Origin of the sequence: Pseudomonas sp. 6D_7.1_Bac1, from assembly GCF_025465945.1 — a bacterium.
Classification (GTDB): Bacteria; Pseudomonadota; Gammaproteobacteria; order Pseudomonadales; family Pseudomonadaceae; genus Aquipseudomonas.
On record NZ_JANLNW010000044.1, the window covers coordinates 43,062 to 67,121 of the forward strand.

The window sequence follows — 24,060 nt, forward strand, 5'->3', positions numbered from 1 at the left end:
CCTGCTCGCGATGAACGATGACGCAGTCCTTCTGACCTACTGCGTTAAACCCACCCGCTGCTCTGCATCGCCTTGTACACCGCCACGATGGCGAGGATGAAGAACGCCGACGCCGCCAGGCGACGGATCAGGGTCAGGGGGAGTTTGTCTGCCGCAAAGTTACCGGCCAGTACCACGGGCACGTTGGCAATCAGCATGCCGAGCGTGGTGCCGATGATCACCAGCCACAGCTCCGGGTACTGAGCGGCAAGCATCACGGTGGCGATCTGGGTCTTGTCACCGATTTCCGCGAGGAAGAACGCGATCAGCGTGGTCAGGAACGGCCCGAATTTGCGGGCGGTGCTGGCTTCGTCGTCATCCATCTTGTCCGGCACCAGGGTCCACAGTGCCGTCGCGGTAAAGCTCGCGGCGAGGATCCAGTGCAATGTCGCATCCGAGAAAAAACTCCCGAACCAGGCACCGACAGCACCTGCCGCGGCGTGGTTGGCCAGGGTGGCGGCGACGATACCGGCGATGATCGGCCAGGGTTTGCGAAAGCGTGCGGCGAGAATGAGGGCGAGCAGTTGCGTCTTGTCGCCGATTTCGGCCAAGGCAACGACGGCGGTAGGAACGAGTAGAGAATCCAGCATCAGGGTTTTCCTAAGGGGCGGGTCGACACGGCTATGACACGTACAGCCTTCCCGCCCCGGGTAAGGTGTTCGTGTCATAGGTCTTGTCAAACCCTGCGATCCGACTGTGCGGACGCTTGGGTCGCATACGCCATGGTCTGAGGACCAAGTATGTTGACGTATGCCGGACGAGCATGGTGCTCGTGGGAGACTACTCCCCTAGGACGGAGCGGATTCTGCCTAGGCAGAACCCATTCGGCAAGTGCTAATTTCTAGCCGCGCTTGGCCCGGTAGATTCGAAAACCCTGACCCTCGGCCTTGATCGCACACACACCCAGATGCTCCTCGATCAGTGGTTGATACTTCAGGAAGCTGTTGGCCACCAAGCGAAGTTCGCCGCCGTTTTTCAGGTGTTTGGCGGCTTTTCGCAGCAAATTCTCGGTAGCGTGATAATCGGTGTGGACCCCGACATGAAACGGTGGATTGCTCAGGATCGCGCTCAAACCCATCGGTGCCGCGTCAATACCATCACCGGTCAGTACTTCGGCTTCCAGACCGTTGGCGGCCAATGTCAGGCGGCTGCTGGCCGCGGCGAAAGCATCAACGTCGAGCAGGGTTACGGTGTTGTGTGGATAACGCCGTTTCACCGCCGCGCCCAACACGCCGGCGCCACAACCGAAGTCCAGCAGGTGACCGCTCGGCAGTTTGTCCAGGTGTTCGAGCAGCAGGGCGCTGCCGCGATCCAGCCGACCGTGGCTGAATACGCCCGGCAGGCTGATGACTTTCAGCGGACCTTCAGCCAATGGCAGCTCGTATTCCTGCGCCAGGCTTTCCAGGGATTTGGCCTCGGGTGCATTGGCCACAGTCACCTGCCAGAGCTGGCAGTGCCGTGCGCTGTCGAGTTTGCGCGGTTTGCCGAAGGGGTTCAGTTGTTTGGCCGCGCCTTCGATGCCGCTGCGTTTTTCACCCACCAGGTACAGCTCGCGACCGGCCAGGCGCGAGGCGAGGGCGTTGAGGATGTAGTCGGTGAGGTCCTTGGATTTGGGCAGGAACACCACGGCTGTTTCAAATTCACGGCTCGGCGCATTCACGCCAAAGTGGCTGCGCTCGGCAAAGCGTGCGTCCAGCGCCGCTTGGTCGCCTGCATGCCAGCACCAGCCGTGGGCGTTGGGCAACTTGCCCAGCAGGTCATCGGCGGGCAAGCCGGCCAGCAACAGCTCGCCTTGGAACAATTCAACCTGACGAAGCAGTACTTCACTGCGCGGATCCATACTCTGCTCCTTGAAAAAAAGTGCGGCAGTTTATCAACTGACGACCCGCAGCGCTGTACCGCTGAAAAAGCCTTGGGCGTTTTCGGTCAATTGGCCGACGATCCGTTGCCGCGCCTCGCGGCTGCCCCAGGCGTTGTGCGGGGTGACGATCAAGCGCGGGATGTCGGCGGCCAACAATGGATTGCCGGTGGTGGGTGGCTCGACACTCAGGACGTCAGTCGCCGCGCCGCCCAGATGACCACTGCGCAAGGCATTGGCCAAGGCTTGTTCGTCGATCAGACCACCGCGAGCGGTATTGACCACAAACGCACCGGGTTTGAGCAGCGCCAATTCACGGGCACCGATGAAGTTGCGGGTATGTTCGTTGAGCGGGCAGTGCAGGGTCAGCGCGTCGATTTGCGGCAACAGTTCATCCAGCGGCAAGCGGTCGGCGCGGGTCGGGCGCCCCGGCAGTTGGCCGAGCAATACGCGCATGCCAAAGGCTTCGGCCAATCGCGCTACGGCGCCGCCCAGTTCACCATGGCCAAGCAAGCCGAGGGTTTTGCCTTCGAGTTCGACGATCGGGAAATCCAGCAGGCAGAACTGCTTGGCCTGCTGCCAGCGACCTTCACCGACGGCTTTCTGGTAGTCGCTCAGGCGGGTGGCGAGGTTGAGCAGCAGCATGATCGTGTGCTGCGCCACCGATGGCGTGCCGTAACCCTGGCAGTTGCTCACGGTAATGCCTTGGGCGCGGGCGGCGGCGAGGTCAACGTTGTTGGTGCCTGTGGCGGCGATCAGGATCAGCTTCAGCTCCGGGCAGGCTTTGAGCGTTTCGGCGTTCAGCAGGACTTTGTTGCTGATCGCTACGCTGGCGCCTTGCAGTCGTTCGATGATGTTTTCAGGCGTGGTCAGTGAGCGCAGTTGCAAGTCATCGAAGCACTGCTGCAATCCACTGAGGTCAAGGTCGCCGAGGTCCAGGGAACTGTGGTCGAGGAATACGGCGCGGCGATTGTTCGTCATTAACTGTACCTTTTGCGCGTGAGTCTGAAGGCGTAATCTGCCGAGCCTACCAGATGAATTGTGGCGAGGGAGCTTGCTCCCGCTCGAGTGCGCAGCAGTCGCAAAGCCGCCAACTCGGTACACCTGACGAAACGCGGTTGCAGGGTTCAGGGCTGCTGCGCAACCCAGCGGGAGCAAGCTCCCTCGCCACGGGTATGATGTTTGACCAAGAAATCTTCAATTGATCGGCCTGGCCTAAAGGAGCCCCCCATGTACTGGACAGAGTTTTTGACCGTCGCCCTGATTCACCTGCTTGCCGTGGCAAGCCCAGGCCCGGACTTTGCCGTGGTGGTGCGTGAGGCCGTGACTCACGGTCGTCGCGCCGGGACCTGGACGGCGCTGGGCGTCGGCTCTGCGATCTTCCTGCACGTGGGCTACTCGTTGCTCGGTATCGGTCTGATCGTGTCGCAGTCGATCGTGCTGTTCAACGCGCTGAAGTGGCTGGCGGCCGCCTACCTGCTGTACATCGGCTTCAAGGCCCTGCGCGCGCAACCGGCCAAACCGGCCACCGAAGACCTGCACAAGGAAGCCGGTGAGCGCACCGCCCGTGGCGCGTTCACCGCAGGGTTCGTGACCAACGGCCTGAACCCGAAAGCCACACTGTTCTTCCTGTCGCTGTTCACCGTGGTCATCAACCCGCACACACCGCTGGCGATCCAGGCCGGTTACGGGATTTACCTGGCGGCGGCCACCGCGACCTGGTTCTGCCTGGTGGCGATGCTGTTCAGCCAGCAACGCGTACGCGCCGGTTTTGCTCGCATGGGCCACTGGTTCGACCGCTCGATGGGTGTGGTACTGATCGCCATCGGCGTGAAGCTGGCCTTTACCGAGATGCATTGATAACACTGCCGTGAACAAGTGCTGGCGCAAGGCCGGCATTTGTACGGCTTTGCAAATCATCCCTTTGGCTGATTTAGCTGGCGCTCAGGCTGACTAGAGTGCATATCTTTCAGCCCAGACCGTGCAGTCAGATAAAGGGATGCTTATGTTGCAGACTCGCGTTATTCCGCCAGCCAAAGGCGCTTATCAATACCCGCTGTTGATCAAGCGGTTGCTGATGTCCGGCAGCCGCTACGAGAAAACCCGCGAGATCGTCTACCGCGACCAGTTGCGCTACAGCTATCCGACCCTCATCGAGCGTGTGGCGCGGTTGGCCAACGTGCTCACGGCCGCCGGGGTCAAGGCCGGGGATACCGTGGCAGTGATGGACTGGGACAGCCATCGTTACCTGGAGTGCATGTTTGCCATCCCGATGATCGGAGCGGTGATCCATACCATCAACGTGCGCCTGTCACCCGAGCAGATCCTCTACACCATGAATCACGCCGAGGACCGCTTCGTGCTGGTCAACAGCGAGTTCGTCGGGCTGTACCAGGCGATCGCCGGGCACCTGACGACGGTCGAGAAAACCCTGCTGCTCACCGACCTGCCGGAAAAAACCGCCGACCTGCCCAACCTGGTGGGCGAGTACGAGCAACTGCTGGCCGCCGCGAGCCCGCAGTACAGCTTCGAAGATTTCGACGAGAACTCGGTGGCGACCACCTTCTACACCACCGGCACCACCGGCAATCCCAAAGGCGTGTATTTCACCCACCGGCAACTGGTGCTGCACACCATGGGCGTGTCGACGATCATGGGCAGCATCGACAGCGTGCGCCTGCTGGGTACCAACGACGTGTACATGCCGATCACCCCGATGTTCCACGTGCATGCCTGGGGCTTGCCATACGTGGCAACCATGCTCGGGCTCAAGCAGGTTTACCCCGGCCGTTACGACCCCGAATACCTGGTGGAGTTGTGGCGCAAGGAGAAGGTCAGTTTCTCCCATTGCGTGCCGACCATCCTGCAAATGGTCCTCAACGCCAAGGCCGCGCAAGGCACGGATTTCGGCGGCTGGAAAATCGTTATCGGCGGTAGCGCCCTGAACCGCACGCTGTACGAAGCGGCCAAGGCCAAGGGCATTCAGTTGACCGCCGCCTATGGCATGTCGGAAACCGGGCCACTGGTGTCCTGCGCTCACCTTAACGATGAGCTGATGGCCGGCACCGAAGACGAACGCACCACCTACCGGATCAAGGCCGGCGTGCCCGGCCCCCTGGTGGAAGCGGCGATCATCGACGCTGACGGCCATTTTCTGCCGGCGGACGGCGAATCCCAGGGCGAATTGGTGCTGCGCGCACCGTGGCTCACCGAAGGCTATTTCAACGAACCGGAGAAGGGCGCCGAGCTCTGGGCCGGGGGCTGGCTGCACACCGGTGACGTGGCAACTCTGGACAGCATGGGGGTGATCGACATCCGTGACCGGATCAAGGACGTGATCAAGACCGGTGGCGAGTGGATTTCCTCCCTGGACCTCGAAGACCTGATCAGTCGCCATGCGGCGGTACGTGAAGTAGCAGTGGTCGGTATCCCGGATCCGCAGTGGGGCGAGCGCCCGTTTGCTTTGCTGGTGGTTCGTGAGGGCCACGTGATTGGGGCCAGGGAGCTCAAGGAACACCTCAAGCCTTTCGTCGAGCTGGGGCACCTGAGCAAGTGGGCCATCCCGAGCCAGATTGCCCTTGTTACTGAAATTCCCAAGACCAGTGTCGGCAAGCTCGACAAGAAGCGCATCCGCGTCGACATCACACAATGGCAAGCCAACAACAGCACCTTCCTGTCGACACTTTAAGTGTCCTTTGCCGGGCCCGAAAGGGCCCGGCAAGCCCACCAAGCAAGCGCTTGGCTTGTTTATTCCGAATTTTCAGCCATCCTTGCCGGGCCGACATCTGTCGGACTGGCAACAGGACTGTTCCAGAATGGTCGGGGGCTGCAAATCACACTTTAGAGGGATCAAGCAGGACTACCTGCTGGATATAGTCCATTCAAGGATTTTTAAGAACGGGGCAAACGCACACCACGCGGCGATGCAACTTTGAATGATTTCGGGACGACATGGGCTCCCCGCCATTCAGAGCGTTTTTAGAAGTGCTCACTGCCATAACAATAAAAGCACATGGAGTAGCGTCGATGACATCAGTAAACCAGTTCTGGCGCCGGGCGAAACTGCCTCTGGCGGTCAGTCTCGCCTCTACGCTCGCCGGGCCGGCATTCGGCGTCAGTTTCAACGTCGGTGAAATCGAAGGTCAGTTCGACTCGTCCCTCTCCCTGGGGATGAGTGTGTCCACCCAGCAGCCGAACAAGAACCTGATCGGTGTCAACAACGGTGGCAAGGGCCTGTCCCAGACCTCCGACGACGGTCACTTGAACTTCAAGAGCGGGCAAGCCTTTTCGAAGATCTTCAAGGGCATCCATGACCTTGAACTGAAATACGGCGATACCGGCGTCTTCGTACGCGGTAAATACTGGTACGACTTCGCGCTGCAAAACCAGGACCTGGAATTCAAGAACGTCAGCAACGACAGACGCCTGGAAGGCGCCAAGTCGTCGGGTGGGGAAATCCTCGACGCCTTCGTCTACCACAACTACTCCATTGCCAATGAGCCGGGTTCCGTGCGCTTGGGCAAGCAGGTTGTCAACTGGGGTGAAAGTACCTTCATCGGCGGCGGCATCAACGCGATCAACCCGATCGACGTGTCCGCATTCCGTCGTCCCGGTGCCGAGATCAAGGAAGGCCTGATCCCGGTCAACATGTTCTACATCTCGCAAAGCCTGACCGAGAGCCTGTCGGCTCAAGCGTTCTACCAGATCGGCTGGGACCAGACCGTTGTCGACAACTGCGGCACCTTCTTCTCCCAGCCAGACATTATTGCCAACGGTTGCACCGACAATCTGCGCGTCCTGAACAAGCGCTCGACCATCCCGGCCGTCGCCTTGGGGCCTTTGGCCGCGAACGGTGTCGACGTCAACGAAGAAGGTGTACTGGTTCGTCGCGCGGCAGACCGTGATGCGAGCAACGCCGGCCAGTGGGGCGCGGCCTTCAAGTACATGTTCGATCCGCTGGACACCGAGTTCGGTGCCTACTTCATGAACTACCACAGCCGTGCACCGATCTTCAGTGCGACCGGTGCTCCGCAGTCGGTCTATAACGGCGTCAAGGCATTGCCCGGTCCGTTCCAGGCACTGGGGCCGCTGGTGGTCGCGGGTAACTCGCAGTACTTTGTCGAGTACCCGGAAGATATCCGTCTCTACGGCCTGAGCTTCTCCACCACCCTGCCTACCGGTACGGCGTGGAGCGGTGAGATCAGCTACCGGCCGAATGCGCCGGTGCAGTTGAACTCTACCGACATCCTGTTCGCCGGTGTTCGTCCACTGGGTGGTGCGCTGGCCAACGCCTCCTTGCTCAGTGCCGCTCCCGGTGAAGACCTGCACGGCTATCGCCGCAAGGAAATCACCCAGTTCCAGACTACCTTCACACACTTCTTCGATCAGGTCATGGGCGCCCAGCGTCTGACCCTGGTGGGTGAAGTCGGACTGACTCACGTCGGTGGCCTGGAAAGCACGTCCGATGTCCGTTATGGCCGCGATCCGGTCTTTGGTCCGGGCCAACTGCCCTCCACGGGTGGTCTGGACACCTGCTCGCAGATCCTCAACACCTCCACCATCAACGGTGCCGGGCCGGGTGCGGCGACCAACAACCGTAGCAGTAACTGCAACAACGATGGTTTCACCACGGCCAACTCCTGGGGCTACCGCGCCCGGGCCATTTGGGAATACCCGGACGTATTCGCCGGTGTGAACCTCAAGCCTAACGTGGCCTGGTCCCATGACGTCAGCGGTTATTCGCCAGGCCCTGGCGGCAACTTCGAGGAAGGTCGCAAAGCGGTCAGCCTGGGTCTCGATGCCGAGTACCAGAACACCTACACCGCGAGCCTCGCGTACACCAACTTCTTTGGCGGCAAGTACAGCACCGTGGATGATCGCGACTTCGTTGCGCTCAGCGTCGGCGTGAACTTCTAAGCACTGCATCTTCAGGACGAACAACAATATGAAAATAACCAAAAGTCTGTTGCAAGCCGGGGTCCTTGGGCTTTCATTGCTGGCGACCGCGGTCATGGCGGCGGTACCTGCTGGCGAAGCGGACAAGTTGGGCAAGAGCCTGACGCCGATGGGTGCGGAAATGGCAGGCAATGCCGATGGCTCGATCCCGGCCTGGAAACCCATGGAGAAAAGCGCCGGCACCGTCGACAGCAAAGGTTTCCTGTCCAACCCGTATGCCAGTGAGCAACCGCTGTTCACCATCACCGCGCAAAACGTCGACAAGTACAAAGACAAACTGGCGCCGGGCCAATACGCGATGTTCAAGCGTTACCCGGACACCTTCAAAATGCCGGTCTACCCGTCTCATCGTGGCGCGACCGTGCCGGATGATGTGTTCGCCGCCATCAAGAAGAACGCCACCAACACCAACCTGGTGTCTGGCGGCAACGGTCTGGAGAACTTCGAAACCGCCGTGCCGTTCCCGATTCCGAAAAGCGGCGTCGAAGTCATCTGGAACCACATCACCCGCTATCGTGGCGGCAGCGTGACCCGTCTGGTGACCCAGGCCACGCCACAACCGAACGGCTCGTACAGCCTGGTGTACTTCCAGGATCAGTTTGTGTTCCGCGACAAGATGAAGGATTACGACCCGAAAAACCCGGGCAACATCCTGTTCTACTTCAAGCAGAAAGTGACCGCGCCGGCACGTCTGGCCGGTGGTGTGCTGCTGGTGCACGAAACCCTCGACCAGGTGAAGGAACCGCGTTCGGCGTGGGTCTACAACGCCGGTCAGCGTCGTGTGCGTCGGGCCCCGCAAGTGTCGTATGACGGTCCGGGTACGGCTGCCGATGGCCTGCGTACTTCCGATAACCTGGACATGTACAACGGTGCACCGGATCGTTACGACTGGAAGCTCGAAGGCAAGAAAGAGATGTACATCGCCTCCGACAGCTACAAGCTCGATTCACCGACACTCAAGTACGACGACATCATCAAGGCCGGTCACATCAACCAGGACCTGGCGCGTTACGAGTTGCGTCGCGTCTGGCATGTGGTGGCAACCCTGAAGGAAGGTCAGCGTCACATCTACGCCAAGCGTGACTTCTACATTGACGAAGACACCTGGCAAGCCGCGGTCATCGATCACTACGACGGTCGTGGTCAACTCTGGCGTGTGGCTGAAGCCCATGCCGAGAACTACTACGACAAACAAGTGCCGTGGTACGCCCTGGAAGCCCTCTACGACCTGCAGTCCGGCCGCTACCTGGCGTTGGGCATGAAGAACGAAGAGAAACAGTCGTATGACTTCGGCTTCACCGCGACCACCAGTGATTTCACCCCGGCTGCATTGGCTCAGGACGGCGTTCGCTAAGCTAAAGTGTCGTAACACAGAGGCCGCATCCTCGAAAAACGCCCCGACTGGTTCGGGGCGTTTTTTTAGGTGCGCCCAGCATGGGCGCAATGCCAAAGATCGCAGGCTTCGCCAGCGCCTGCAGGAACCGCAATCACCCAAACGCGGCGGTATATTCATATGCCCTTTCGATCTAGTTGGTGTCCTGATTAGAAGAGGTCGCTGTGCTAGCATTCGCCGCTCGAACACGGCCCGCTGGCCGTTCATAAGAAAGCTTTCGTGAGTAGCCATGGTCGACAAACTGACGCATCTGAAACAGCTGGAGGCGGAAAGCATCCACATCATCCGCGAGGTGGCCGCCGAGTTCGACAACCCGGTGATGCTGTACTCCATCGGTAAAGACTCCGCCGTGATGCTGCATCTGGCACGCAAGGCGTTCTTCCCGGGCAAGCTGCCGTTTCCGGTGATGCACGTCGACACCCAATGGAAATTCCAGGAGATGTACAGCTTCCGCGACAAGATGGTCGAAGAGCTGGGCCTTGACCTGATTACCTATGTCAACCCGGAAGGCGTGGCGCAAGGGATCAACCCGTTCACCCACGGCAGTGCCAAGCACACCGACATCATGAAAACCGAAGGCCTGAAACAGGCTTTGGACAAGTACGGCTTCGACGCGGCCTTCGGTGGGGCGCGCCGTGACGAAGAGAAGTCCCGCGCCAAAGAGCGCGTGTATTCGTTCCGCGACAGCAAGCACCGCTGGGACCCGAAAAACCAGCGCCCGGAGCTGTGGAACGTCTACAACGGCAAGGTCAACAAAGGCGAATCGATCCGCGTCTTCCCGTTGTCGAACTGGACCGAGCTGGACATCTGGCAGTACATCTACCTTGAAGGCATTCCGATCGTTCCGCTGTACTTTGCCGCCGAACGCGATGTCATCGAGAAGAACGGCACGCTGATCATGATCGACGACGAGCGCATCCTCGAGCACCTGAGCGACGAAGACAAAGCCCGCATCGTCAAAAAGAAAGTGCGTTTCCGTACCCTTGGCTGCTACCCGTTGACGGGCGCGGTGGAGTCCGAGGCCGAAAGCCTCACGGACATCATTCAGGAAATGCTCCTGACGCGAACTTCCGAGCGCCAGGGCCGAGTCATCGATCACGATGGCGCCGGCTCAATGGAAGACAAAAAACGTCAAGGTTATTTCTAAGGGGCTGTCATGTCGCACCAATCTGATTTGATCAGCGAGGACATCCTCGCCTACCTGGGCCAGCACGAACGTAAAGAGCTTCTGCGCTTTCTGACCTGCGGTAACGTCGACGACGGCAAGAGCACCCTGATCGGGCGCCTGCTGCACGACTCCAAGATGATCTACGAAGACCATCTGGAAGCCATTACCCGCGACTCGAAAAAAGTCGGCACCACCGGTGACGACATCGACCTGGCGTTGCTGGTCGACGGCCTGCAGGCCGAGCGCGAACAAGGCATCACCATCGATGTCGCGTACCGCTATTTCTCCACCGCCAAGCGCAAATTCATCATTGCCGACACCCCTGGCCATGAGCAGTACACCCGCAACATGGCCACCGGTGCATCCACCTGTGACCTGGCGATCATCCTGGTCGACGCCCGTTACGGCGTGCAGACCCAGACCCGCCGCCACAGCTTTATCGCCTCGTTGCTGGGCATCAAGCACATCGTTGTCGCCATCAACAAGATGGACCTCAAGGACTTCGATCAGGGCGTGTTCGAGTCGATCAAGGCCGACTACCTGAAGTTCGCTGAAGGCCTGAAGATGAAGGCCAGCACCATGCACTTCGTGCCGATGTCGGCATTGAAGGGCGATAACGTGGTGAACAAGTCCGAGCGTTCGCCGTGGTACACCGGCCAGTCGCTGATGGAAATCCTTGAAACCGTCGAAGTCGCGGGCGACCGTAACTTCACCGACCTGCGTTTCCCGGTGCAGTACGTCAACCGGCCGAACCTGAACTTCCGTGGTTTCGCCGGCACCCTGGCCAGCGGTATCGTCAAAAAGGGCGACGAAGTCGTGGTGCTGCCGTCGGGCAAGAGCAGCCGCGTGAAATCCATCGTCACCTTCGAAGGTGAGCTGGAGCACGCAGGTCCAGGCCAGGCTGTAACGCTGACCATGGAAGACGAGATCGACATATCCCGTGGCGACCTGCTGGTGCATGCCGACAACGTGCCGCCGGTCACCGACAGCTTCGAAGCGATGCTGGTGTGGATGGCTGAAGAGCCGATGCTGCCGGGCAAGAAATACGACATTAAACGCGCTACCAGTTACGTGCCGGGCTCGATCGCCAGCATCGTCAACAAGGTCGACGTGAACACCCTGGAAGAAGGCCCGGCCAGCGCCTTGCAGCTGAACGAGATCGGTAAGGTCAAGATCAGCCTCGACGCGCCGATTGCACTCGACGGTTATGAAAGCAACCGCACCACCGGCTCGTTCATCATCATCGACCGCTTGACCAACGGCACCGTCGGCGCCGGCATGATTGTCGCCCAGCCTCTGGTTCACGGCAGTGCCACGCATCACGGCAAGTTGGCCCATGTAGCCACAGAAGAACGTGCCCAGCGCTTCGGCCAGCAGCCGGCCACCGTGCTGTTCAGCGGCCTCTCGGGCGCTGGCAAAAGCACCCTGGCCTATGCCGTCGAGCGCAAGCTGTTCGACATGGGCCGTGCGGTGTTTGTGCTCGATGGCCAGAACCTGCGTCACGACCTGAACAAAGGTCTGCCGCAGGATCGCGCCGGGCGCACCGAGAACTGGCGTCGTGCGGCCCACGTTGCGCGTCAGTTCAACGAAGCCGGCTTGCTGACCCTGGCGGCGTTTGTCGCACCGGACGCCGAAGGCCGCGAGCAGGCCAAGGCGCTGATTGGTGGCGAGCGTTTGTTGACGGTCTATGTGCAGGCTTCACCCACTGTTTGCGCCGAGCGCGATCCGCAAGGTTTGTACGCTGCTGGCGGCGACAACATCCCAGGCGATTCCTTCCCGTACGACGTGCCGCTGGACGCCGATCTTGTGGTCGACACACAGACGCTGTCGCTGGAAGAAAGCGTCAAGCACGTGCTGGATCTGCTGCGTAAGCGTGGTGCGATCTAAGCGTTAGCGAAGCATAAAAAACCCGCAGATGAGTGATCATCTGCGGGTTTTTTTGTGTCTGGTCGGACGCCATCGCGAGCAGGCTCGCTCCCACATGGGATCTCTATGGAATACAAATTTTGTGTTCACTAAAAATCAACTGTGTGAGCGAGCCTGCTCGCGATGGGCCGGCACAGACACCCATTACTTGGCGGGGAATTCGCGATGCATCTGTTCGAGCAGCGCATCCTTGTCTTCCCACAACTGGTTGATCCAGCCCTGGAACTCCAGGCGGTACACGCCATCCTGGTCGTAGTTCTTGCCGATGAACTGCGGTGGGATGTTCAGCTCCTGAAAGTGCACCACCACGTCGTTCACGTTGCCGCACAGCAGGTCCCAGTAACCGGGGCGCCCGGCCGGGTAGTGAATGGTCACATTGACGATGGCTTCCAGCTGCTCACCCATGGCATCCAGCACAAACGCGATACCGCCGGCCTTGGGCTTGAGCAGGTAGCGGAACGGCGATTGCTGTTGCGCATGCTTGCTTTCGGTGAAGCGCGTGCCTTCAACGAAGTTGAAAATTCCCACCGGGTTATTGCGGAATTTGTCGCAAGTTTTTCGGGTGGTTTCCAGGTCCTTGCCTTTCTTCTCCGGATACTTCTCCAGATACGCCTTGGAGTAGCGCTTCATGAACGGGAAACCCAACGCCCACCAGGCCAGACCGATCACCGGAACCCAGATCAGCTCTTGCTTGAGGAAGAACTTCAGTGGGCGAATCCGGCGGTTAAGCACGTATTGCAACACCATGATGTCGACCCAGCTCTGGTGGTTGCTCGTGATCAGGTACGAGTGCTGATAATCCAGACCTTCGAGCCCGCTGAGGTGCCAGCGGGTTTGGCCTATCAGGTTCATCCATGCCTTGTTGTTGCTGATCCATGCCTCGTGGGTATGGTTCATCAGCCAATGGGTGAAGCGCTGGGTGAGGGCGAATGGCAACACCTTGAAGATCGCCACGCAGAACAGAAACGAGCACAACAGAAGGGTGTTCAACGCCAACAACAGCGAGGCGATCACGCCCCGCAGAGGCGCAGGTAGAAAATCCAGCATTTAAATATCCAAAGGTCGGTTGGCGGCTTGAATCGCAGTCAGGGCGATGGTGTAGACGATGTCGTCGACCTGAGCGCCGCGCGGCAAATCATTGACTGGTTTGCGCAGGCCTTGCAGCATCGGTCCGAGGCTGACGCAGTCGGCACTGCGCTGCACGGCTTTGTGGGTGGTGTTGCCGGTGTTCAGATCAGGGAAAATGAACACCGTGGCCCGACCGGCCACCTGACTGTTAGGTGCCAGTTGCCGAGCCACGTCTTCGTTGGCCGCAGCGTCGTACTGCAACGGCCCGTCGATCAGCAGCGCGTTTTGCGCTTCATGGGCGAGCAAGGTGGCCTCGCGGACTTTCTCGACTTCTTCGCCGCTGGCGGACTCGCCGCTGGAATAGCTGAGCATCGCCACCCGTGGCGTGATTCCGAAGGCCGCGGCAGAGTCGGCGCTTTGCAGGGCGATTTCGGCCAGCTCGCTGGCGCTCGGGTGCGGGTTCATGATGCAGTCGCCGTAGACCAGCACTTCCTCCGGGAACAGCATGAAAAACACCGACGACACCAGCGTGCAGCCGGGTGCGGTCTTGATCAGTTGCAGGGCTGGGCGAATGGTATTGGCGGTGGAATGGATGACCCCGGACACCAGCCCGTCGACTTCATCCAGCGCCAGCATCATGGTGCCGATCACCACGGTGTCTTCCAGTTGCTGCTCGGCCATCGGGGCGTTGAGACTTTTGGTCTTGCGCAGCGCGACCATCGGCTCGACATAACGCTGACGGATCAGGTCCGGGTCGAGAATTTCCAGGCCTTCAGGCAACTCGATGCCTTGGGCGCGAGCGACCGCTTGCACGTCCTCAGGTTTGGCCAGCAACACGCAACGAGCGATGCCACGCGCCTGGCAGATCGCGGCCGCCTGCACGGTCAGCGGTTCGCTGCCTTCGGGCAGGACGATGCGTTTGTTGGCCGCCTGGGCGCGCTGGATCAATTGATAGCGGAACACTGCCGGCGACAGGCGCATTTCACGCGGCGTGCCGCAGCGCTGGTGCAGCCAGTTGGCGTCGAGGTGGCTGGCGACGAAGTCGGTGATGATCTCCGCACGCTCGCGGTCGTCGATCGGGATTTCCTTGTTCAATCCGTTCAACTGGTTGGCGGTGTCGTAGGAGCCGGTGCTCACCGACAGCACGGGCAGGCCAGCCTGCAAGGCGCCTCGGCAGAGGTCCATGATCCGTGGGTCGGGCAGGGTGCCGCTGGTCAGCAGCAGCCCGGCCAACGGTACGCCATTGATCGCCGCGAGGCTGACAGCAAGGATGATGTCGTCGCGATCACCGGGGGTCACTACCAGCACGCCGGGTTTGAGCAGTTCCACCGTGTTGCGCATGGTGCGGGCGCAAATGATGATCTTGCTCATGCGCCGGGTTTCGTAGTCGCCGGCGTTGAGCACTTGAGCGCCCATCAAATCGGCCACGTCGCGGGTGCGTGGTGCGTTCAGTTCTGGCTGGAACGGAATGCAGCCCAACAGGCGGAAGTCACCGCTGCGCAACAACGGTGAGTGTTCCTTCAAGCGGGCGGCGAAGGCCTCCATGCTTTCTTCGGTTTTGACCTTGTTGAGGATCACACCGAGCACTTTCGGATCCTTCGGGCCGCCGAACAATTGCGCCTGCAACTCGACCCGACCGGACAGTTCGGTGAGCACTTCGTTTTCCGGTGCCGAGACCAGAATCACTTCGGCATCCAGGCTTTTCGCCAGGTGCAGGTTGACCCGTGCGGCGTAGCTGGCGCTGCGGGTCGGGACCATGCCTTCAACGATCAGCACGTCTTTGCCGATGGCGGCTTGCTGGTACAGGGTAATGATTTCTTCCAGCAGCTCATCCAGTTGGCCGTCGCCGAGCATCCGCTCGACGTGGGCCAGGCCCAGCGGCTGCGGTGGCTTCAGGCCGTGGGTGCGGGCAATCAGTTCGGTGGAGCGTTCAGGACCGGTGTCGCCAGGGTGCGGCTGGGCAATCGGCTTGAAGAAGCCGACTTTCAGCCCGGCCCGCTCAAGGGTACGTACCAGCCCGAGGCTGATGGAGGTCAGACCCACACCAAAATCGGTGGGTGCGATAAAAAAAGTTTGCATGCGGATTCTCTGGAGGTGCATGGCAATGGCGACGGCCTATATCTGGCTGTCTGCCGAAATCAGACGTCAAGGTTATCGCTAACCGAGCCTTGAGCGCACCAACCGCAATCAAAGGGCTGGCCTATTTTTTCAATGCGTTTGGCTGGGTCCAGCACCCAGGCCCGTGATTGCCACGGTGGCTGGTGGCGCAGATGCTGGGTATGGCCGCAGGAAAGCTCGACAACCCAGTGTCCATCCTCGTCCTGATGGAAGCCTTTTATCGTCGACGCTGTCCAAGCAACCCGTCCGTCCGGGTTCCGTTCGCTTTCGGGCGTTTGCTTCGCTAAACTTGTCCATTCTTCATTCTTATGCAAAAGGTCTCGCCCCATGCTGATCGCCGCCAATAAGGCTGTCTCCATTGACTATACCCTGACCAACGACGCTGGTGAGGTCATCGACAGCTCTGCCGGCGGCGCACCGCTGGTTTACCTGCAAGGCGCAGGTAACATCATCCCGGGCCTGGAAAAAGCCCTGGAAGGTAAAGCAGTCGGTGAAGAACTGAAAGTCTCCGTAGAACCTGAAGAGGCCTATGGCGAATACTCTGCCGAACTGGTCAGCACCCTGAGCCGCAGCATGTTCGAAGGCGTCGACGAACTGGAAGTGGGCATGCAGTTCCACGCTTCCGCGCCAGACGGCCAGATGCAAATCGTCACCATCCGTGATCTGGACGGCGACGACGTGACCGTTGACGGCAACCACCCGTTGGCAGGCCAGCGTTTGACCTTCCAGGTCAAAATCGTTGACATCCGTGATGCCAGCCAGGAAGAAATCGCTCATGGTCACGTCCATGGCGAAGGTGGCCATCACCACTGATTTTCTGCGCTAAGCTCACAGAACTGGAGAGGCGCCCGAGGGGCGCCTTTTTAGTCCGCGGCTGTCCTTGGCGACATCACCAAGTGGCTGTTTCGAGAAGAACACGGGAAATTTGGAGTTCGTCATGAGTGCTTTTCACGACCTTACATTGAAAACTTTGGATGGCCAGGAGTTACCTCTGGCGCCCTTCAAAGGGCACGTCGTGCTGGTGGTCAACGTCGCCTCCAAGTGTGGTTTGACCCCACAGTACGCTGCTCTGGAAAACCTCTACCAGCAATACAAGGCCAAGGGCTTCAGCGTGCTGGGTTTGCCGTGCAATCAATTTGCCGGACAAGAGCCAGGCACTGAAAACGAGATCAAGGAATTCTGCAGCCTCAACTACGGCGTGACCTTCCCGCTGTCCAGCAAGCTGGAAGTCAACGGTCACGATCGCCATCAGTTGTACCGGTTGTTGGCGGGTGAGGGCGCGGAATTCCCGGGTGACATTACCTGGAACTTCGAGAAATTCCTTCTGGGTAAAGATGGCCGAGTATTGGCGCGTTTCTCGCCACGTACTGCGCCAGATGATCCGACTATCGTTCAGGCGATCGAAAAAGCCCTGGTCTGATTACGTCACTGGCAGGATCTGGCAAACCGGCTCCTGCCCCCTCTTGTTTCTGTCTTTTAACCCTTAATCACTGCAATCAATAGTGCTATTCAAAGCGCTACCTACTCCATATTATCGCCGTCATAAACCTCGCGTCTCTGTGGAGTACCGCATGCCCGTCAAAGCCTTGTTCAAACCGTTCAACCTCGGCGCCCTGGAGTTGCCGACCCGTGTAGTCATGGCGCCGATGACCCGTTCGTTTTCCCCGGGCGGCGTGCCGAATTCGAAAGTCATCGAGTACTACCGCCGTCGCGCCGCCGCAGGTGTGGGTCTGATCATCACCGAGGGCACCACGGTGGGCCACAAGGCCTCCAACGGTTACCCGAACGTCCCGCATTTTTACGGCGAAGCGGCGTTGGCCGGCTGGGAAAAAGTCGTTGAGGCGGTGCACGCCGAAGGCGGCAAGATCGTTCCGCAGTTGTGGCACGTCGGCAGCGTCCGGCGCATCGGCACTGAACCGGACGCCAGCGTGCCGGGCTACGGGCCGTCGGAAAAACTCAAGGACGACCAGGTCGTGGTTCACGGCATGACTAAACAGGACATCCAGGACGTCATCGCAGCCTTCGCTCAGGCCGCGAAGGATGCACAGAGCATCGGCATGGACGGCGTGGAGATCCACGGTGCCCACGGCTATCTGGTCGACCAGTTCTTCTGGGAAGGCAGCAACCAGCGCACCGACGAATACGGCGGCAGCCTGGCCAACCGTTCGCGCTTTGCCATTGAACTGATCCAGGCCGTGCGTGCGGCGGTCGGTCCGAACTACCCGATCATCTTCCGTTTCTCCCAGTGGAAGCAGCAGGACTACACTGCGCGTCTGGTGCAAACCCCGGAGGCGTTGGGTGAGTTTCTCCAGCCGCTGTCCGATGCTGGCGTGGATATCTTCCACTGCTCGACGCGGCGTTTCTGGGAGCCGGAGTTCGACGGTTCCGAGCTGAACCTGGCTGGCTGGACCCGCAAGCTGACGGGCAAGCCGACCATCACCGTGGGCAGTGTGGGGCTGGACGGCGAGTTCCTGCAGTTCATGGTCAACACTGACAAAGTCGCGCAGCCGGCCAGTCTGGAGAAACTGCTCGAGCGCTTGAACAACGACGAGTTCGACCTGGTGGCCGTAGGTCGCGCCTTGCTGGTCGACCCGGACTGGGCGCTGAAAGTGCGCGAAGGTCGCGAGCAGGACATCCTGCCGTTCAGTCGTGAGGCGTTGATGACGCTGGTTTGATCAAAGGGGGCATGGCCAGCAAAGGCTGTGCCCCTGTTTGTACCTCGCAAGCCCCGCGCAACTGCCCTTCAAACTGCTCGATGATTGCCCCCCAACCCTGCCGGCTGGCGTGCTGACGCGCGTTGAGTCGCATGCAGCGCAAGGTTTCTGCCTCTTCCAGCAGCCAGCTGGCGGCATCGCAAAATGCTTCTTCGTCCCCTGGCATTGCCAGTACGCCGTTGTAACCATGGCGAATATGCTGAGCGGCGGCTGCCTGATCGTAGGCGACCACACCCAACCCGGAGGCCAGTGCTTCCAGTACCACGTTGCCGAAGGTTTCGGTGAGGCTCGGAAACAGAAACAGATCCCCGGACGCATAGTGACAAGCCAACGCTTCGCCGCGCTGTGAGCCGCAGAAGATGGCCTCGGGCAGCTCCTGTTCCAGCATCGCACGCTGCGGGCCATCACCGACCACGATCAGCTTTATCCGTCGCTGTGGATAAGTTGCCTGCAGGGTCTGGAAGCATCGCTTGAGCAGACCCATGTTTTTTTCCTGGGCGAGCCGGCCGACGTGAATCACCGCGACATCGTCGCTCTCCAGACCCCAGCTTTCACGCAGCGAACCAAGCCGTTTGGCCGGGTGAAACAGCTGACTGTCAACGCCACGGGACAGCAGCGCCAGGCGCTCGAAGTGCCGACGCTCCAGCTCCATGCGCTGGCTGGCACTGGGCACCAGGGTCAGCTTGGAGCGGTTATGGAACCAGCGCAGGTAATGCGTCAGTAACCGGGTCAACAGCCCTAGACCGTACTGGTTGGAATACTGCTGGAAGTTGGTGTGAAAACCGCTCACCACCGAAATACCCAGCCGCCGCGCCGCTCGCAAGGCCGATAAACCCAACGGCCCTTCGGTGGCAATGTAGAGCACGTCCGGGCGATGACGCTTCCAGCGCCGCAGCAATTTGTGCATCGACGACTGACCCCATTGCAGCCCCGGATAACCCGGCAGCGGCCAGCCGCGGCAGAGCAGCAGCTCATCGTCACTGAGGCGGGTTTGATCGCTGCCCTGGCGCGGTCGCACCAGTTCTACCAGATGACCACGCGCGCGCAGGCCATCGCACAAGCGGCCAAGGGTATTGGCCACGCCGTTGATTTCCGGAGGGAAGGTTTCGGTGATCAGAGTGATATGCAGAGCTGTCGTCATGACCTCAGTGTCGGCTGAGGCCATGTCGCCATTGTGTCAGCGCGATGATGGATTTGTGACGCAATCAGGCCGGCTTGGCCACCAGGTTTTCCGCACCACGCTCGCGCACCCAAAACAACGTCGCGCCCGCCACGGCGGCCGACATCATCAGGATGTTCACCACCGGAATCAGCAGTGCCAGATAGACGATGCCGCCGAAGCTCATGCTCTGCCAGCGCTTCTCGCGCAGCCAGGCGAGCATGTCCTGCCAGCTCATTTTGTGGTTGTCCGCCGGGTAGTCGATGTACTGGATCGCCATCATCCATATGCCGAACAGCAGCCACAGCGGCGCAGCGATCAGGTTGACCACCGGGATGAACGAAAGGATGAGCAGCGCGAGGGTTCTGGGCAGGAAGTAGCCGAGTTTGAGCATTTCCCGGGCGAATGTACGCGGGATCATGGCGATCAGTTCACCCCAGCTGAAGGTCGGGAAGTCGTCAGTGCCGCGCACCACCACCTCGACTTTTTCCGCGAGAAAACTGTTGAAAGGCGCGGCGATCACGTTGGCGAACAGGGTGAAGGTGAAGAACACCATCAACACCACCAGAATGACGAACAGTGGCCAGAGCACATAGCTGAGAAAACTCAGCCAGCTGGGCAGTGAAGGCATCAGGGTGTCGACCCACAGGCTGAACTGATGGCTGGCCAGGTAAATCAATCCGACGAACAGCACCAGGTTGATGGCCAGCGGCAACAGCACGAACAAACGCAGGCCGGGACTCAAGACCAGCTTCAGGCCTTCGCGCAGGTATTGCGGGCCGGACAGAACGGGGGCGGGCATAGCGTGCTCCGAGCAATGAGAAAACGCGCCGACCTTACCGGCTTTGCCACACAGGCGAAAGCGCGGTAACGGCATCGACATTAACTGTAACAAAGGCGCCTTTAAATCAGCCTCATGGGGATAGAGACCGCCTATGAGCTGGATTGTTAAACCGTATTTCCTTAATCTTCGCCTCCTCGATACGCTGCACCCATTATTTTTCAGGGCTGTCCAACTACGGCACTTCCCCAAGTGCTTGCACAGTCCTTTTTTATTCCAGCCGGTCAATCCGGCATTCCGCGCCAGGTAGTACCGGCCGGTCGATAGGAGTGAGTCATGTCTGATGTACGTCATTCGCGAGTGATTATTCTCGGTTCCGGCCCTGCCGGTTACAGCGCTGCGGTCTATGCGGCCCGCGCTAACCTCAAGCCGTTGCTGATCACTGGCATGCAGGCTGGCGGTCAACTGACCACCACCACCGAAGTCGACAACTGGCCAGGTGACGTGCATGGCCTGACCGGCCCGGCACTGATGGAGCGGATGAAAGAGCACGCCGAGCGCTTTGAGACCGAAATCGTTTTCGACCACATCAACGCCGTCGACTTCGCTGCCAAGCCATACACCCTGACGGGCGACAGCGCCACGTACACCTGCGACGCGCTGATCATCGCGACCGGCGCCAGTGCCCGTTACCTGGGCCTGCCGTCGGAAGAAACCTTCATGGGCAAAGGCGTGTCGGCCTGCGCAACCTGCGATGGTTTCTTCTACCGCAACCGTGAAGTGGCCGTGGTCGGAGGTGGTAACACCGCTGTTGAAGAGGCGTTGTACCTGGCCAATATCGCCAGCAAGGTGACCCTGATTCACCGTCGCGAAACCTTCCGCGCCGAGAAAATCCTGATCGACAAGCTGCACGCGCGGGTTGCCGAAGGCAAGATCGTCCTCAAGCTGAACTCGACTCTGGACGAAGTGCTGGGCGACAACATGGGTGTGACCGGTGCACGCTTGAAGAACAACGACGGCAGCTTCGACGAGCTGAAAGTCGACGGCGTGTTCATCGCCATCGGCCACACCCCGAACACTTCGTTGTTTGAAGGCCAGCTGACCTTGAAAGACGGTTATCTGGTGGTGCAGGGCGGCCGTGAAGGCAACGCGACGGCGACCAGCCTCGAAGGGATCTTCGCTGCCGGCGACGTGGCTGACCACGTTTACCGTCAGGCGATCACCTCGGCCGGCGCCGGCTGCATGGCCGCACTGGACGCAGAGCGTTACCTGGACGACCTGCAGAACGCCAAGTTCTGAACTCGTTGAAATGAAAAAACCGGCCTTGGCCGGTTTTTTTTTGCCCGCGATTTCACAGGCAACGCCGTTCATTGTGGGAGCGAGCCTGCTCGCGATGGCGGCCTTACATTCAGCACTTGTGGCGGCTGACATACCGCTATCGCGAGCAGGCTCGCTCCCACAGGGTGTTGCATTCAATCTGGGAATCAGCGGCGAGTCAGTGGCTGTGCTTCGAACTTCACACCGGCCAAACCATGGGCAATCAACGCGCGGATATTGCCATGATCGCTGCCGTCCGGCGTAGCAACCACCGCGCGGTAATGCTCACCAAACGCCAGTAACGCTTCTTCAGCGCTCAAGCCTTCCAGTAGCGCCAGGCCGAGGGTCTTGCACGAGCCTTCGTTCTGTCCGGCGGCGTTCTCTACGCCACCGTTGTTGAACGCCTGTGGCTGGTAATCGTAGCCAGCGGCGATGAACGCCAGGGTCTGGGCGAAGGTATGTTCGCCGCTCTTGAGGCTGGCGCGCAGGGTGTTCAGGTCAGTCATGGGTTTTTCCTTTGGCGAACGCCGCTTGCTGGTCGGCGTTGGCTTCTTGCTGGTATTGGGCTTTCCACTCGGCGTATGGCATGCCGTAAACCACTTCGCGGGCGTCATCGAGGCTGACCTCGATCTGACGTTCGTCGGCGGCGGCCTTGTACCACTTGGACAGGCAGTTGCGGCAGAAACCCGAGAGGTTCATCAGGTCGATGTTCTGCACATCCTTGCGGCTGTCCAGGTGCGCGACCAGTCGGCGGAAAGCGGCGGCTTCAAGTTCCAGGCGTTGTTGTTCGGTCATGATGGGCTCGGTGCAATCAAATCGTGGCGCGGATAATAAAAGCCTGGCGGATTATGTGCCAGGCACGGTCAGCGGCTCGCGGCGAGGGTAATCGATACCGACTCGGCGAAACGCAGGGCGTGGGGTTTGTCGACTTCGACTTCGGCGTAGAGCACGCTCTGGTTGGCCATGATCAGGTCGAGTAACTCCTGGGTCAGGCGTTCGAGCAGGGCGAACCGGTTGCCCTCCACGTGGGCGATGATCGCCTTGGTGATGGTGCGGTAATTGAGCGCGTGGTCGATGTCGTTGTCGCGCACGGCGTCTTGCGCGGCATAGAGGATGGTCAGGTTGATCAGCACATCCTGCTTGTTGAGGATTTCGTCCTCATTGATTCCGATGAAGGTCCGCAGACACAGGTCCTTGACCCGGATACGGGCCATTCCTGGTTGAAGTTGTGGCATTGCTACTTGCTCCGTCCAATCAATTGCAGGAACTCCTGGCGGGTGTTGCTCGAATCGCGGAAGGCGCCGAGCATCACCGAGGTGTTCATGGTCGAATTCTGTTTTTCGACGCCGCGCATCATCATGCACATGTGCTGGGCCTCGATCACTACCGCAACACCGGCGGCCTGCGTCACGCGTTGTACCGCCTCGGCGATTTCCCGGGTGAGGTTTTCCTGGATCTGCAAACGCCGGGCGAACATGTCGACGATTCGCGCGATCTTCGACAGGCCCAGCACCTTGCCGGTAGGAATATAAGCCACATGGGCCTTGCCGATGAAGGGCAGTATGTGATGTTCACAGAGCGAGTAGAGCTCAATGTTGTCGACGATCACCATTTCATCGTTGTCAGAGTCGAACAGCGCGCCGTTGACGATCTCGTCGACGCTCTGCTCGTAACCATGACACAGGTACTGCATGGCCTTGGCGGCACGCATCGGGGTGTCTTGCAAACCTTCGCGATCGGGGTCTTCACCGACGCCGATCAGGATCTCGCGGTAGCTCTGGGACAGGGATAAGGTCATGGAACATCCTCGCGGGGGCGGCTTACTTGAGGTGCCGCCCGCCGTTGACAGTCAGGGTCGTGCCGGTGACGTAAGGGTTTTCCAGCAAATAGCGCAGGCTCTGGTAGATAACCTCACTGCCGGGTTCGATACCCAGCGCGGATTTGGCCAGGGCCCTGGCGCGGTACGCCGCGTCGTCGTCGGGGTTAAACAGTAGCAGGGCCGGCGCGATACCGTTGACCTTGATTGTCGGTGCGTATTTTGCGGCGAAGGACAGGGTCAGGCTGTCGAGCCCGGCTTTACTGGCGCAGTAGGCGATGTGCTTGCTGCTGCCCTTGCGCGTGACATCGTCGCTGATATGCACAATGTCAGCAGGGCTTGAGCGCTCCAGCAAGTCAGCACAATGCAGGTTGATCAGATAGGGCGCAAGCATGTGCACGCTGAACATCTGGGTGAATGCAGCCACTTCGGTGTCAGGCGTTTCGGCCAGCCATGCGGAAGCGTTATGTACAATCGCCCGCAAGCTCTGGGTATGGGCTTTCAGTTCGGTGATGAACGCCAGGATCCCGGCCTCGCTGGAGAAGTCGGCATACAGGGCTGTCGCGCCAAGGTCACGCAGGGTTTGCACGCCTGGGCGTTCGCTGCGGTAACTGATGATCACGCGGTGACCGTCTTCCAGCAGCCGCTGGGCACAATGCAGGCCGACGCGCTGGCTGGCGCCCGTGATGAGAATCGGAGCTGGGAATGAGGTCATGTACGGCTCGGTTCGCGGGTATGGCAAAACTAT

The 24,060-nt window shown here is 59.9% G+C and carries 23 protein-coding genes and 1 riboswitch; of the genes, 10 read left to right on the forward strand and 13 right to left on the reverse strand.

Features of this window, described 5'->3' with window-relative positions; genetic code table 11:
- Positions 1–44: 44 nt before the first annotated feature.
- From NTD87_RS10440 to NTD87_RS10450, 3 genes are all read right to left on the reverse strand, one after another.
- Positions 45–629, reverse strand: coding sequence for a TMEM165/GDT1 family protein (locus NTD87_RS10440; protein ID WP_123424985.1), 585 nt, complete (start codon positions 627–629; stop codon positions 45–47).
- 89 nt (positions 630–718) lie between these two features.
- Positions 719–840, reverse strand: a riboswitch (yybP-ykoY riboswitch).
- Positions 841–880: 40 nt separating this feature from the next.
- Positions 881–1,879, reverse strand: a complete 999-nt coding sequence (locus tag NTD87_RS10445; RefSeq protein ID WP_262113750.1) for a class I SAM-dependent methyltransferase — start codon at positions 1,877–1,879, stop codon at positions 881–883.
- A gap of 33 nt (positions 1,880–1,912) precedes the next feature.
- Entirely contained in the window at positions 1,913–2,878 is a 966-nt protein-coding gene (locus NTD87_RS10450) for a 2-hydroxyacid dehydrogenase (RefSeq protein WP_262113752.1), read from the reverse strand.
- A 249-nt stretch (positions 2,879–3,127) separates the two neighbouring features.
- Between NTD87_RS10450 and NTD87_RS10455 the strand changes: the two genes are divergently transcribed.
- The 6 genes from NTD87_RS10455 (at position 3,128) to cysN (ending at position 12,300) form a co-directional block, all read left to right on the forward strand.
- Positions 3,128–3,757 carry a LysE family translocator gene (locus NTD87_RS10455; RefSeq protein ID WP_262113753.1) on the forward strand — a complete coding sequence of 210 codons (630 nt, stop codon included), beginning with the start codon at positions 3,128–3,130 and terminating at the stop codon, positions 3,755–3,757.
- Positions 3,758–3,902: 145 nt separating this feature from the next.
- Positions 3,903–5,585, forward strand: coding sequence for a fatty acid--CoA ligase (locus NTD87_RS10460; RefSeq protein ID WP_262113755.1), 1,683 nt, complete (start codon positions 3,903–3,905; stop codon positions 5,583–5,585).
- Positions 5,586–5,923: 338 nt separating this feature from the next.
- A complete protein-coding gene (locus NTD87_RS10465) occupies positions 5,924–7,813 on the forward strand; it encodes a DUF1302 domain-containing protein (protein ID WP_262113757.1) in 1,890 nt (629 codons plus the stop codon).
- 28 nt (positions 7,814–7,841) lie between these two features.
- Entirely contained in the window at positions 7,842–9,206 is a 1,365-nt protein-coding gene (locus NTD87_RS10470; RefSeq protein ID WP_262113759.1) for a DUF1329 domain-containing protein, read from the forward strand.
- Positions 9,207–9,474: 268 nt separating this feature from the next.
- Entirely contained in the window at positions 9,475–10,392 is a 918-nt protein-coding gene (gene cysD, locus NTD87_RS10475) for a sulfate adenylyltransferase subunit CysD (protein ID WP_262113761.1), read from the forward strand.
- 9 nt (positions 10,393–10,401) lie between these two features.
- Entirely contained in the window at positions 10,402–12,300 is a 1,899-nt protein-coding gene (gene cysN, locus NTD87_RS10480; RefSeq protein ID WP_262113762.1) for a sulfate adenylyltransferase subunit CysN, read from the forward strand.
- Positions 12,301–12,483: 183 nt separating this feature from the next.
- Here cysN and NTD87_RS10485 read toward each other — a convergent pair whose 3' ends face one another.
- From NTD87_RS10485 to NTD87_RS10495, 3 genes are read right to left on the reverse strand one after another with little or no spacing between them, the layout of a single operon-like run.
- Positions 12,484–13,386, reverse strand: a complete 903-nt coding sequence (locus NTD87_RS10485) for an acyltransferase (RefSeq protein ID WP_262113763.1) — start codon at positions 13,384–13,386, stop codon at positions 12,484–12,486.
- Positions 13,387–15,486, reverse strand: coding sequence for a phosphate acetyltransferase (gene pta, locus NTD87_RS10490; RefSeq protein WP_262113765.1), 2,100 nt, complete (start codon positions 15,484–15,486; stop codon positions 13,387–13,389).
- 59 nt (positions 15,487–15,545) lie between these two features.
- Positions 15,546–15,884 (reverse strand): DUF3565 domain-containing protein, encoded by a 339-nt coding sequence (locus tag NTD87_RS10495; RefSeq protein ID WP_262113767.1) that lies wholly within the window; start codon positions 15,882–15,884, stop codon positions 15,546–15,548.
- Between NTD87_RS10495 and NTD87_RS10500 the strand changes: the two genes are divergently transcribed.
- The 3 genes from NTD87_RS10500 to NTD87_RS10510 all read left to right on the forward strand — a co-directional run bounded on the left by NTD87_RS10500 (position 15,853) and on the right by NTD87_RS10510 (position 18,200).
- Complete coding sequence (locus NTD87_RS10500; protein WP_262113769.1) at positions 15,853–16,338, forward strand: peptidylprolyl isomerase; 486 nt, start codon at positions 15,853–15,855, stop codon at positions 16,336–16,338. The two genes, NTD87_RS10495 and NTD87_RS10500, sit on opposite strands and share 32 nt — an antisense overlap.
- A 124-nt stretch (positions 16,339–16,462) precedes the next feature.
- Positions 16,463–16,945: a glutathione peroxidase gene (locus NTD87_RS10505; protein WP_262113770.1), complete on the forward strand. Its 483-nt coding sequence runs from the start codon at positions 16,463–16,465 to the stop codon at positions 16,943–16,945.
- A gap of 151 nt (positions 16,946–17,096) precedes the next feature.
- The gene (locus NTD87_RS10510) at positions 17,097–18,200 is read left to right on the forward strand and encodes an NADH:flavin oxidoreductase (RefSeq protein ID WP_262113772.1); all 1,104 of its coding nucleotides are present in this window, start codon (positions 17,097–17,099) and stop codon (positions 18,198–18,200) included.
- Here the strand turns inward: NTD87_RS10510 and NTD87_RS10515 are convergent.
- Together NTD87_RS10515 and cysZ are read right to left on the reverse strand one after the other, a co-directional pair.
- On the reverse strand, positions 18,169–19,404 hold the full coding sequence (locus tag NTD87_RS10515; RefSeq protein ID WP_410017481.1) for a glycosyltransferase family 4 protein: 1,236 nt from the start codon (positions 19,402–19,404) through the stop codon (positions 18,169–18,171). The two genes, NTD87_RS10510 and NTD87_RS10515, sit on opposite strands and share 32 nt — an antisense overlap.
- A gap of 40 nt (positions 19,405–19,444) precedes the next feature.
- Positions 19,445–20,200: a sulfate transporter CysZ gene (gene cysZ / locus NTD87_RS10520; protein ID WP_262113774.1), complete on the reverse strand. Its 756-nt coding sequence runs from the start codon at positions 20,198–20,200 to the stop codon at positions 19,445–19,447.
- A 315-nt stretch (positions 20,201–20,515) separates the two neighbouring features.
- Between cysZ and trxB the strand changes: the two genes are divergently transcribed.
- The gene (gene trxB / locus NTD87_RS10525) at positions 20,516–21,478 is read left to right on the forward strand and encodes a thioredoxin-disulfide reductase (RefSeq protein WP_145022184.1); all 963 of its coding nucleotides are present in this window, start codon (positions 20,516–20,518) and stop codon (positions 21,476–21,478) included.
- A gap of 185 nt (positions 21,479–21,663) precedes the next feature.
- Here the strand turns inward: trxB and NTD87_RS10530 are convergent, their stop codons facing one another.
- From NTD87_RS10530 to folM, 5 genes are all read right to left on the reverse strand, one after another.
- Positions 21,664–22,002 (reverse strand): HopJ type III effector protein, encoded by a 339-nt coding sequence (locus NTD87_RS10530; RefSeq protein ID WP_262113775.1) that lies wholly within the window; start codon positions 22,000–22,002, stop codon positions 21,664–21,666.
- The gene (locus tag NTD87_RS10535) at positions 21,995–22,291 is read right to left on the reverse strand and encodes a DUF1244 domain-containing protein (protein ID WP_262113777.1); all 297 of its coding nucleotides are present in this window, start codon (positions 22,289–22,291) and stop codon (positions 21,995–21,997) included. The genes NTD87_RS10530 and NTD87_RS10535 overlap by 8 nt, the downstream gene beginning before the upstream one ends.
- A gap of 68 nt (positions 22,292–22,359) precedes the next feature.
- Positions 22,360–22,731 (reverse strand): dihydroneopterin triphosphate 2'-epimerase, encoded by a 372-nt coding sequence (gene folX, locus NTD87_RS10540; RefSeq protein WP_262113778.1) that lies wholly within the window; start codon positions 22,729–22,731, stop codon positions 22,360–22,362.
- Positions 22,732–22,733: 2 nt separating this feature from the next.
- A complete protein-coding gene (gene folE, locus NTD87_RS10545; RefSeq protein WP_262113780.1) occupies positions 22,734–23,294 on the reverse strand; it encodes a GTP cyclohydrolase I FolE in 561 nt (186 codons plus the stop codon).
- Positions 23,295–23,316: 22 nt separating this feature from the next.
- The gene (gene folM, locus NTD87_RS10550; RefSeq protein WP_262113782.1) at positions 23,317–24,027 is read right to left on the reverse strand and encodes a dihydromonapterin reductase; all 711 of its coding nucleotides are present in this window, start codon (positions 24,025–24,027) and stop codon (positions 23,317–23,319) included.
- Between the last annotated feature and the right edge of the window lie 33 nt (positions 24,028–24,060).